This window comes from Thiomonas sp. TH-17 (assembly GCF_057473305.1).
Genome location: NZ_JBYCKI010000058.1, coordinates 1 through 10,981, shown reverse-complemented (window position 1 = coordinate 10,981; position 10,981 = coordinate 1). Strand labels below are relative to the sequence as shown.

The following is a 10,981-nucleotide window of genomic DNA, read 5'->3' as shown; positions in this document are numbered from 1 at the left end:
GATCTGGCCAATCAGGGCGTGCAGTTCAAGGCCTGCAACAACACCCTGACCTTCCTCAAGATTCCGCAAAGCGAACTGGTACTCGAAGCCACGGTGGTGCCAGCCGGGGTTTATGAACTGGTCAAGCTGCAGTCTGAGGGTTGGTACTACATCAAGCCCTGAGGCAGCCTCACCGGCAGGCTACCGCCTGCCTTGTGTGACCCGGATCACACAGCAGGCCCCATCCTCTGCCCAGTTTTGACAGCGCTCAAGCGTGGCAAATTCCTGCTGGTTCTCCCGAATGTATCTATTTGCTACATTTCGATACCTTTTGCGTCAGATCAAAGAATTTTGATGTCTTTCGGTCTGCCGCTCTATCTCTTATCAAGGAGGCATCGAATGTTGCGCAAACTGTTGTTGACGACGTCCCTGCTCTGCGCCGCGGGCGCCGTGCAGGCGGCCGATCTGGTGACGCCGGGCCAGTCACTGGCCGCCACCTGCTTCAACTGCCACGGGCCACACGGCGTGTCCACCGCAGCCATTCCCTCGCTGGCCGGGCGCACCTCGGCGTCGATCGTGGAGACCATGGCGGAATACAAGACGGGCAAGCGCACCGGCACCATCATGCCGCAGATCGCCAAGGGTTACACCGACGCCCAGATCCAGCTCATCGCCACCTACTTCGCGCAACAGAAACCCTAAGGACGCCTCCATCATGCAATCACGTCGCAAATTCCTGGCAGGCGCCGCCACTGTGGGCGCCATCGGTCTCGCACCCGCGCTGTCGGGCTGCGCCAGCACCACCCGCAGCGCTGCGGGCAAGGGCAAGGTCGTCATCGTCGGCGCCGGTTACGGCGGCTCGACTGCGGCTAAATACATCCGCGAATGGTCGGGCAACGCTATCGAGGTGACGGTCGTCGATCCGGGCGATGTCTTTATCTCCTGCCCCGTTTCCAATCTGGTCATCGCCGGCGCCAAGTCCATGCAGGACATCACCACGTCCTACGACGCCCTGCGCACGCGGCATGGCGTGAAATGGGTCAAGAGCATGGTGGAGAGCATCGACCCTGCCGCGCACACCGTGAAGCTCGCCAACGGCGACACGCTGAAGTACGACAAGCTCGTGGTCTCGCCCGGCATCGATCTGATGTTCGATACGGTGAAGGGTCTGAAAGCTGCGAATGAAGCGGGCAAACTGCTCATTTCCATGAAGGCCGGCCCCGAGACCGTGGCGCTGCGACAGCAGATCGAGTCCATGCCCGACGGCGGCGTGTTCGCCCTGTCGGTGCCCAAAGCCCCGTTCCGCTGCCCGCCCGGCCCTTATGAGCGCGCCACGCTGGTGGCGGCCTACTTCAAAAAGCACAAGCCCAAGTCCAAGGTCATCATCTTCGACGCCAACGACAAGGTGCAATCGAAAGAGCCGTTGTTCAAGAAAGCCTGGGCCGAAATGTATTCGGGCATGGTGGAGTACGTGCCCGACCACAACGTGGTGGGGGTGAACGCTCAGACCATGGAAATCGAGTTCGAAGTGGACAGCCCGGTGAAGGCCAATGTGATCAACGTCATTCCGCAGCAGCGCGCGGGGGTCATTGCCCAGCGGACCGGGCTGGCCAATATGAACGGTCGCTGGTGTGCGGTGAACTACATGACCTTCGAATCGACGGTGCACAAGGACATTCATGTGCTGGGCGACTCCATCCAGATCTCGCCGCTCATGCCCAAATCGGGTCACATGGCCAACCAGCAAGCCAAGGTCGCAGCGGCGGCTATTGTGTCCATGCTCTACGACCAGCCGGTCAACAACCATCCAGTGGTGATGAACACCTGCTACAGCATGGTGAGCTTCGACAAGGCGATTCACGTCGCCACGGTGCACCAGTACAACGAGAAGGAAAAGACCTATCTCACCGTTCCCGGCTCGGGCGGCATTTCAGCCGAGTTGTCCGATCTGGAGGCGCACTACGCCGAGGCGTGGGCCGCCAATATCTGGCGCGACAGCTTGTCCTGAACCAGGCCCACGCACAGCAGGGTCTGGGCTTGCCCGGATTGTGCGGTGCGTGGTTCACAGGCATCATGGCAGGGTCGATCTGAAGTCGGCCCTTTCTTTTTCGCGGCAACGCCATAAGAGCGCAACGCGACAACCATCCCAAGGAGGAGACAAATGGAAAACACACCGAATCGCCGCAAGGCGCTGGCTGCGGCAACTGTTGGCGCCGCTGCACTCATGGTCAGCACCACCGCGCGCGCGCAAGGCCGCGCAGACAAGGAAGGGCCCGTGAAGGTCGTTTATCACGTCACGCAGGGTGACTCACAGGGTTCGCGCTGCCTGGGCAATGTGCGCAACCACTTGGCCGCCGATCCCACCGCGAAAATCGTCGTTGTTGGTAACGGGGCCGGTATCGATTTCATGCTCAATGGCGCGGTGGATGGCAAAGGTGCCGAGTTCGCCGGGCTGATCGGCGGCCTCGCAGCGCAGGGCGTGTCGTTCCGCGTGTGTAACAACACCCTGACCTCGCGCAAAATCCCTAAAGATCGCGTGCTGCTCGATGCCACCATCGTGCCTTCCGGCGTGGCCGAGGCTGCCAATCTGCAATATCGCGAGGGCTACGCCTACATCTGCCCTTGAGCCTTCGCTGTTCAAACGGCTCATCCAGCGGGAGGCAGCACCGATAATGTGCCGGTGACCTCCCCTGCCCCCCGAATCGCCCCCCCTTCCGCCCAGCGCCCCTTGTGGCGCGACCTGATCGCCTGCGCGCAATTGATCGGCGCGGTGCAGGCGGGCGCTTCACTTTCCACCGCCTTGCCCCAGACCGCAACGCGCGGCAAGTGGGATGCTAGCCAGCGCGGCGCAGCGCAGGCGCTGAGCTTTGCCGTCTTGCGCCATCTCGGCACGGTGCGGGCCTTGCTGGCCGATCTGCAGCCCAAACCGATCCGCCCGCCCCTGCTGCGCGATGTCTTGCAGACCGCGCTGGCGCTGCTCCTGCCGGGTGCCCCCGCGCACTACGCCGCACACACCGTGGTCAATCAGGCCGTCGAAGCATGCAAGCGCACGCCTTCGCTAAGTCATGCCCAGGGGTTTGCCAACGCCTTGCTGCGACGCTTTGTGAGCCGGACAGCCGACATCGAAGCGGTGCGAATGAGCACCCTGGAGGCGAGATGGAATCATCCGGACTGGTGGGTGCAGGCCCTGCAATCGGCCTATCCCGCCGACTGGCAAAGCGTGCTCGAAGTCGCGCAGCGACAGCCTGCCATGACGCTGCGGGTGAACCCCCGGCTTCAGTTGCGCACCGACTATCAGGCCGCGCTCGCTGCGAGCGGGCTGCCGTGCACGGCGCCAGACGACCCCCTGCTTGACCAGGCGCTCATTCTGAAGCAGGCAGTGGCGGTTGAGCGTCTGCCTGGCTTCGAGCAGGGCTGGGTGAGCGTGCAAGACGCCGCAGCGCAATACGCCGCCGCCCTGCTCGACGTACAGCCGGGCCAGCGCGTGCTCGACGCCTGCGCCGCGCCGGGCGGCAAAACCGCGCATCTGCTCGAACGCTGCGATTGCGACCTGCTCGCCCTCGACAAAGACGCTCAGCGTTTGCGTCGGGTGGAAGACACGCTCGGCCGCCTCGGTCTGCAGGCGCACACCCTCACAGCCGACGCCGCCCATCCCGCTGCCTGGTGGAACGGTCAGCCCTTCGACCGCATTCTGCTCGACGCGCCCTGCAGCGCCTCGGGCATCGCCCGCCGCCATCCCGACATCCGCTGGCTGCGTCGCGCCGCCGACATTCCCGCGCTCGCCGCCACGCAAGCCGCGCTGCTCGACGCGCTCTGGCCGCTGCTGCGGCCCGGCGGCAAGCTGCTGTACGTCACCTGTTCGGTGTTCCCGCAGGAGGGTGTGGAGCAGGCCCGGGCCTTCCTCGCCCGCCATGCCGATGCGATAGCATCGCCCGCGCCGGGGCAGTTGCTGCCGCAGGAACCCGCGCCCGATCAGACCGGGGATCACCCTGGCGCTGCGCTTCATTCGCAAGATGGGTTCTTCTACGCCCTGTTCATCAAAGCATCGTGAAAACCCGCCCCGCCTCCCCAGACCCCATGCGCCGCAAGCTGCTGCGCAATGGCTTACTGCTGGCCGCCGGCGTCAGCCTGATCTCGCGAGCCCGGGCCACCACGGTCGATACCGAACCGCTCATGCTGACCATGAGCCCGGAGGGCTTGTTTGTCACGACGGCCGCCGTGTTCGCCTTGCCGCGCAGCCTCGAAGACGTGCTTCACCGCGGCATTGCGCTTTATTTCGAGACCGTGGTCACCGTGGTGCGCCCGCGCTGGTACTGGTTCAACGAGGACATCGCTCAGGCCCGGCGCGAAGTGCGGCTGGCCTATCAGCCGCTGCTGCAGCGTTACCGCGTCTCCGTGGGCGGGCTACAGCAGAACTATGACAGTCTCGACGAGGCGCTGGGCGTGGTGCAGCGCACCCGACATCTGCGCGTGGCCGAGCCCTCGCAGATGGCTTCCGGTCAGACCTACCAACTCGATGCGCGGTTCAAGCTCGATCTGTCGCAGCTGCCACGGCCGTTTCAGCTCAACGTCTCTTCTCAGTCGGACTGGAAAATCGAAGCCGCCTTCCCGCCGCAACCCTTCGTGTGGACGCCATGACCCGGCCGAGCGGCAATGCCTGGGACAGCCGCACCTCGCGCTGGGCCATGCGCATGGCGCTGGCGCTGGGGCTGCCGCTGGCGGTATTCCTCGTTTTTCTGCTGGCGGTATCAACCGACAACACGGGGCAGCCCAGCCCGTTCTTTGCCTGGCTGTACTGGATCAATTTTGTCGTGGCGGGGGTGTTGCTGCTGGTCGTGCTGGCGCTCGGCCTGCGGCTGGGCTGGCGCCTGCACAAGCGGCGCTTCGGCAGCCGTCTGCTGTTCAAACTCGCTGCGGTGTTCGCCTTGGTCGGCGTGCTGCCCGGGGTGGTGATCTACACCGTGTCTTACCAATTCGTTGCCCGCAGTATCGAGACCTGGTTCGACGTCAAGGTGGAGGGCGCACTCAGCGCGGGCCTGAACCTGGGGCGCACCACGCTCAATGTGCTGCAGAACGATCTGCAGACCAAGGCCCGCAACCTGTCGGTACAGATCGCTGATGACCCGACCCTGCTGTCTCCGCTCTCGATGGAGCAGCTTCGGCAGCAACTCGGGCTGCAACAGATCACCGTGTTCGATGGCAATGGCACGGTGCTCGTCACCGCGGGCGGAAACCCGTTCTCGCTGGTGCCCGATCTCCCCGGCCCGAACAGCATGCGGCAACTGCGCACCATGGGCTCCATCGCAGACATCGAAGGCGGCGATGACGGCGCCAGTCAGGCCCCGCAGACGCTGAAGCTGCGGGTGGTGATCGGTCTGCCCACGCGCAATTTCGTCCTGCCCGGGCATGGGCGCTATCTGCAACTCATCCAGAACGTGCCGCAAGCCATCTCCAGCAGCGCCCTCGAAGTGCAGCGCGCGTATGGCGAGTATCAGGAGCGCGCCCTGGGCCGTGAGGGCCTGAAGCGCATGTACATCTCCACGCTCACGCTCACACTGTTCCTCGCCGTGTTCCTGGCGGTGCTGCTGGCTGTGGTGCTGGGCAATCAGTTGGCCAAGCCGCTGCTGCTGCTGGCCGACGGCATGAAGGCCGTGGCCGAAGGGGATCTGCGGCAGAAGCCCAACTTCCAGCGCAATGACGAACTTGGCGTGCTGGTGCGCTCGTTCAATGCCATGACCAACCAGCTCGCCGAAGCTCGGGCGCAGGTGCAGTTCAATCACGATGCACTTGAGGCGTCGCGCGCTTATCTGCAAAGCGTGCTCGACAACCTCAGCGCGGGCGTTTTGGTCCTGGGCAGCGATCAGCGCCTGGCCCTGGCCAACCCCAGCGCCACCCGGCTGCTGCGCGCGCCACTGCAAGGACTCATCGGCCAGCCGCTGAACCAGCACCCCAGCCTGCAAGCCCTGGCGCAGATCATCGCCGAGGCCTTTACTTCGCTCGACGAACAAGAGGATGCCGGACCCAGCCCGCACTGGCTGCAGCAGATCGAGTACCTGCTGCCGGGCAGCGACGCCACCATCACTCTGCTGGCCCGGGGCGCCCGGCTGGCCTTGCCCGGACAGCCCGCGTCGGTCGTTGTGTTCGACGACATCTCCGAGGTCATCTCCGCACAGCGCTCGATCGCCTGGGCCGAAGTGGCCAGGCGACTGGCGCACGAAATCAAGAACCCGCTCACGCCCATCCAGCTTTCGGCCGAGCGCCTGCAAATGAAGCTGGCCGCCAAACTCGAAGGCGCCGATCGCGACATGCTCCAGCGCAGCACCACCACTATCGTCAACCAGGTTCAGGCCATGCAGCACATGGTCAACGACTTTCGCGATTACGCACGGCTGCCCGCCGGCAAGCCCGAGGTCATGAACCTCAACGACCTCATCCACGACGTTCTCAATCTCTACACCAGCCTGCCCGCGTTTGACGGCGCCAGCCCTGACGAACAGCCGCAGGTGCGGGCCGATCTCGCCGCCGATCTGCCCCACATTCTCGGCAACGCCACACAACTTCGGCAGGTCATTCACAACCTGCTGCAAAACGCCATTGATGCCGTCGCCGCGCAGCCCGAGCGCAAGGTGCGCATACGCACCGAGGCGCTGCCGACGCCGTCTGGCGCCGCCCTGCGCGTGCGCCTGAGCGTGAGCGACAACGGCCCCGGCTTCAGCGACAAAATCCTGAACCGCGCCTTCGAGCCCTATGTCACCAGCAAGCCGCGGGGCACCGGTCTGGGTCTGGCCGTGGTGAAAAAAATCGCAGAGGAACACCACGCCCGCATCGAGATTCAGAACCTGCAGTCAGAGGGGTCGGTTTGCGGCGCGCGCGTTTCCCTTATATTCCCTGGGCTGGCGCAACAACATTCTGTGGACGCGCCCCAGCAGCACGCGTGAGAGTGAGTCGGTATGGCAAGCATTTTGGTAGTTGACGATGAGATGGGAATTCGGGAGTTGCTCTCGGAAATTCTCAATGACGAAGGGCACAACGTATCGCTGGCCGAAAACGCCGCGCAGGCCCGGCAGCTGCGCGCCCAGGCCCGGCCCGACCTCGTGCTGCTCGACATCTGGATGCCCGATACCGACGGCGTATCCCTGCTCAAAGAATGGTCCAGCAGCGGACAGCTCACCATGCCGGTCATCATGATGTCCGGTCACGGCACCATCGACCACGCCGTAGAAGCCACCCGCATTGGCGCCATGGCCTTTCTCGAAAAGCCCATTGCCTTGCAGAAGCTCCTGCAATCCGTCTCGCAAGCGCTCACCAAACCCGTCGCCCGCAGCGCCAGCGGCGTCAACCCCGCATCACCACTCGCGGTCATGCCCGGCGTCAACGCCGTGCAGGTGCAACAACCCGTGACCCTACCCGCAGAACGTGCCTTTCTGCTCGACCGCCCCTTGCGCGAAGCGCGCGATGAATTCGAACGCGCCTATTTCGAATTTCACCTCACCCGCGAAAACGGCAGCATGACCCGCGTGGCCGAGAAAACCGGGCTCGAACGCACGCACCTCTATCGCAAGATCAAACAACTCGGAGTGGATCTCGGCCGCGGCTCGCGCAACAGAAGCGAGCCTGCCTCCGTCCCGGAAGACGAAGCCATTGCGCATCTGGACCCCTCTGCCGAATAAGCCGCGGCGAACCGGACATTGCGAGTGTCCTGAAAAGTTTTGCTAGGATGTTCGTTTTTCGAAAATGCTGCGCTCCAAAAAATGGCTTTTGAGCATGCAGCCTCACAAATTTTGGCCAGGTAGCTCAGTTGGTAGAGCAGCGGATTGAAAATCCGCGTGTCGACGGTTCGATTCCGCCCCTGGCCACCAATGAAATCAAACAACTTAGCCCCGTCCCAGTGACGGGGCTTTTGTTTTTTGAGTCAGCACAAGTGATCCAAGAGCGCAAAGGGCGCTAAGGCCTCCCCTCATCGGGAGGCCTTTTTGTTTCGCGCTGGATGTGCTTTCATTGTGCGCAACATGTCGACTCAAACCCCTTCGTCCATTCCGTCTCACATTCCTGATGCCCTGGATCTTGCTGAGTCCATCCGCCGTGGCGAGTGTGATGCGGCGGAGGTCTTGCAAAGCGCCATCGCGCGCTGTGATGCGGTCAATCCGCGAATCAATGCCGTCATCGGAGATTTGCGCGAGCACGCCAAAGCGGAGTTGAAGCAAGCGCGCACCGGGGATGCCCCGTTTGCGGGTGTTCCGTTTCTGCTCAAGGACCTGGGCATGGATCTGGCCGGGTACGGCACCAGCCAGGGCAATGCAATGTTGGCCCGCAGACCGGCTGCGCAGACCGACGCGGTCGTGCGGCGATGGGAGCAGGCCGGGCTGTTGATTTTCGGCAAGACCAATGCGCCGGAGCTGGGCTTGAAGGCCATCACCGAGCCGGTGGCGTTTGGGCCGACGCGCAATCCGTGGAATCTCGACCACACGCCCGGCGGCTCTTCTGGGGGCACAGCGGCTGCGGTGGCGGCGGGCATTGTGCCGGCTGCAGCGGCGGGAGACGGCGGAGGGTCGATCCGCATTCCGGCGGCTTATTGCGGTCTGTTCGGGCTCAAACCCTCGCGCGGGCGCGTGAGTTGTGCGCCTCAGTTCGATGAGCAGTGGGAAGGAGCCGTCAGCACCCATGCGATTTCCCGCACGGTACGCGACAGTGCGGCACTGCTTGATGTCATCGTGGGCGACGAGCCGGGCGATCCGTTCATCGTTCGGCCACCGGCCCGGCCCTTTTCGCAGGAGCTGCAGCCGCCAACACAACGGCTGCGCATTGCGCTGAGCACGGCCTCTCCCATTGGCGGCGCGGTTGATGCGGCCTGGTCGCGCGCCGCTTCGGACTGCGGGCAACTGCTGCAATCGCTGGGGCATCACGTCGAATGGGTCGACCCCGTGGGTGACGGCCTGCAACTGGCGCGCGATTACCTCACGATGTACTTCGGGCAGGTGGCGGCGCAGTTAACCTGGTGGCAGCAGCAGGGTGTTCCTGCTTCGGCTTTCGAGACGGACACCCAAGCCCTGGGGCTCATCGGACGCGGTCTTGCCGCGGGCGACTATGCCCTGGCGCGTGCGCGATGGAACACCCCGATGCGCGCGCTAGGCCAGTTGTTCACGCGCTTCGATCTCTACCTCACGCCCACCTGCGCGCAGCCTCCGGCACGCATCGGCGAGCTGGCGGCGCCAAGGTGGCAGCGCACGGCCTTGCAACTGATTCTGCAGTTCGGGCTCGGCGGGGTGTTGCGCCGCAGCGGTCTGGTGGAGCAACTCGCCTTCGACAACCTGCACCGCACCCCGTTCACCCAACTGGCCAACCTCACCGGCACGCCGGCCATGTCTGTGCCGTGGGCCTTGGACGACAACGGCTTGCCCGTAGGCGTGCAGTTCGGGGCGGCCTGGGGGCGTGAAGATTTGTTGTTTCAACTGGCCACTCAGCTGGAGCAGGAACGCGCTTGGGGGCATTGGCGGCCGCCCGTCTTTGCCGCATGAAAAAAGGACGCCGAGGCGTCCTTTTTTGCGTACCGACCGGCGTCAGGCCGAGGCCAGCTGCAGGCGCGGCTTGAGCAGCATCTTGCCAAACAGGCGGAAGTACACCTGAATGGTCTTGAGTTGCACGGCGATCAGGGGCGCCATGAGCAGGAAATAAGCCCACGAACCTGCCCCCACCAACTTGGGCATCACCAGACCGAAGTTGATGAAGAACATGCCGAAGACGAAGAACGCCACGCCGGGGCAGATCAGCGCGAAGGCGCCCGCGTTGGACTTGGCGCCGCCGGCATAGTCGGCAAAGTAATTGAGCTTCTTCATGACCGCATAGCCGATCAGGCCGAAGATCACCTGCAGCGACACGACTACCGTGGTGAACAGCAGCAGATCCGTCGGATGGTTGGTGTTGCCGAATTGATGCGACAGGCCCATGGACCAACGAATCCAGGTGATGCCCAGCAGAGTGAGAATGGGAATGACGATCCACAGACTGCCGGCGGCCTGCGGCTGAATGCCGTGGCGCAGAATGGCGTCAAAGCCGAGCACGATCTTGATGAGCAGCAGCAGCAGCGCCGCACTGGCGAAGAAGATCGACAGCACCATGGCGATGGCGTTGATCTCACGGTGATGGCTCATGGCGCCGGGCGCGGCCAGGCCCACGGCAATCATCGCCAAAGCAAAGATCGACACCATCGGCGCCAGCGAGTTGTTCTCGGCGAAGTCGAACTGCGCATGCACGAACAGCCGGGTGAAGTAGGCGCCGAGAATGCGCAGGGCATAGATGCCCACGGCGAGGAAGGCGGCTATCGCGCCCGGATACATCCACTCCACCACGCTCCACAAATTCGGCACGAACACTGCGCCAAGGACGAAGGCGACATTGATGGTCATCGCCAGGGTCAGCGGCACAGCCATGAGGCTGATTTCGGCGTTGGAGGTCAGCAGCTTTTGGTAAGCAGCGGTCTGGCGGAACAATTTGAACTCGCGCAGATTCCACGCCAGCAGCCAGAAATGCAGCACGGCAAACAGGATGATCGCCGCCAGATCGATGGCGATCAGCGCCGAAGTGAGCGGATTGCCCCCGGCCGTGAGCGCGGGCCACAGGTGATTGAACGTCACCATCGGCGTGTCCGGATGCGGCAGCAGGAACATGGGATAGATGAAAAACGACACCGCAAGCCCACCGGCGCCCAGTGCGGCGAGGAAGTACATCGGTGAATAGCGTTCTCGGAGGTTGTTGACCAGCATGGTGGTTCTCCTGGGAGAAAAAGGTGGGGGGATTGCGCAACGCGCGACATTCAGAAGCTTGGCGTTGCAAGACGTTACAAATACAGGGTGGAGTATATAAATTCAAGCCCTGCGATGTTTGATGATTCGCAATTCCCACAAAATTCCTCCCGGAAAATCAAGGAGTTTTATCGTTACGGCGGGCGGGTCTGTGACTTTGATCGCAAATTCAGTCTGCGAAAAAAACCTCGCTCACCCAGAGG

At 63.3% G+C, this 10,981-nt stretch carries 10 protein-coding genes and 1 tRNA gene; 10 read left to right on the top strand and 1 reads right to left on the bottom strand.

Features of this window, described 5'->3' with window-relative positions; genetic code table 11:
• Positions 1–3 precede the first annotated feature (3 nt).
• The 10 genes from AC2VLV_RS03990 (at position 4) to AC2VLV_RS03945 (ending at position 9,494) form a co-directional block, all read left to right on the top strand.
• Positions 4–162 (top strand): DsrE family protein, encoded by a 159-nt coding sequence (locus AC2VLV_RS03990; protein WP_486988746.1) that lies wholly within the window; start codon positions 4–6, stop codon positions 160–162.
• A gap of 216 nt (positions 163–378) precedes the next feature.
• On the top strand, positions 379–681 hold the full coding sequence (locus tag AC2VLV_RS03985; protein ID WP_486988745.1) for a c-type cytochrome: 303 nt from the start codon (positions 379–381) through the stop codon (positions 679–681).
• Between the two features lie 13 nt (positions 682–694).
• Complete coding sequence (locus tag AC2VLV_RS03980; protein WP_486988744.1) at positions 695–1,987, top strand: FCSD flavin-binding domain-containing protein; 1,293 nt, start codon at positions 695–697, stop codon at positions 1,985–1,987.
• Between the two features lie 153 nt (positions 1,988–2,140).
• Positions 2,141–2,605 carry a DsrE family protein gene (locus AC2VLV_RS03975; protein ID WP_486988743.1) on the top strand — a complete coding sequence of 155 codons (465 nt, stop codon included), beginning with the start codon at positions 2,141–2,143 and terminating at the stop codon, positions 2,603–2,605.
• Between the two features lie 48 nt (positions 2,606–2,653).
• Positions 2,654–4,030, top strand: coding sequence for a 16S rRNA (cytosine(967)-C(5))-methyltransferase RsmB (gene rsmB / locus AC2VLV_RS03970; RefSeq protein WP_486988742.1), 1,377 nt, complete (start codon positions 2,654–2,656; stop codon positions 4,028–4,030).
• Positions 4,027–4,617, top strand: coding sequence for a DUF4390 domain-containing protein (locus tag AC2VLV_RS03965; RefSeq protein WP_486988741.1), 591 nt, complete (start codon positions 4,027–4,029; stop codon positions 4,615–4,617). Before rsmB ends, AC2VLV_RS03965 begins: the two co-directional genes overlap by 4 nt.
• Entirely contained in the window at positions 4,614–6,917 is a 2,304-nt protein-coding gene (locus tag AC2VLV_RS03960; protein WP_486988740.1) for a sensor histidine kinase, read from the top strand. The genes AC2VLV_RS03965 and AC2VLV_RS03960 overlap by 4 nt, the downstream gene beginning before the upstream one ends.
• 12 nt (positions 6,918–6,929) lie before the next feature.
• Positions 6,930–7,649, top strand: a complete 720-nt coding sequence (locus AC2VLV_RS03955; protein ID WP_486988739.1) for a response regulator — start codon at positions 6,930–6,932, stop codon at positions 7,647–7,649.
• Positions 7,650–7,762: 113 nt separating this feature from the next.
• Positions 7,763–7,838, top strand: a tRNA-Phe gene (locus AC2VLV_RS03950).
• Positions 7,839–7,988: 150 nt separating this feature from the next.
• Positions 7,989–9,494, top strand: coding sequence for an amidase (locus AC2VLV_RS03945; RefSeq protein ID WP_486988738.1), 1,506 nt, complete (start codon positions 7,989–7,991; stop codon positions 9,492–9,494).
• A gap of 42 nt (positions 9,495–9,536) precedes the next feature.
• Here AC2VLV_RS03945 and AC2VLV_RS03940 read toward each other — a convergent pair whose 3' ends face one another.
• Complete coding sequence (locus tag AC2VLV_RS03940) at positions 9,537–10,739, bottom strand: TsoY family (seleno)protein (protein ID WP_486988737.1); 1,203 nt, start codon at positions 10,737–10,739, stop codon at positions 9,537–9,539.
• Positions 10,740–10,981: the final 242 nt, after the last annotated feature.

Excerpts from the sequence above, each read along its gene's own strand:
- AC2VLV_RS03945 (WP_486988738.1), top strand. The coding sequence starts at position 7,989 with ATGTCGACTCAAACCCCTTCGTCCATTCCGTCTCACATTCCTGATGCC.
- AC2VLV_RS03940 (WP_486988737.1), bottom strand. The coding sequence starts at position 10,739 with ATGCTGGTCAACAACCTCCGAGAACGCTATTCACCGATGTACTTCCTC.
- AC2VLV_RS03955 (WP_486988739.1), top strand. The coding sequence starts at position 6,930 with ATGGCAAGCATTTTGGTAGTTGACGATGAGATGGGAATTCGGGAGTTG.
- AC2VLV_RS03980 (WP_486988744.1), top strand. The coding sequence starts at position 695 with ATGCAATCACGTCGCAAATTCCTGGCAGGCGCCGCCACTGTGGGCGCC.
- AC2VLV_RS03985 (WP_486988745.1), top strand. The coding sequence starts at position 379 with ATGTTGCGCAAACTGTTGTTGACGACGTCCCTGCTCTGCGCCGCGGGC.
- AC2VLV_RS03960 (WP_486988740.1), top strand. The coding sequence starts at position 4,614 with ATGACCCGGCCGAGCGGCAATGCCTGGGACAGCCGCACCTCGCGCTGG.
- AC2VLV_RS03975 (WP_486988743.1), top strand. The coding sequence starts at position 2,141 with ATGGAAAACACACCGAATCGCCGCAAGGCGCTGGCTGCGGCAACTGTT.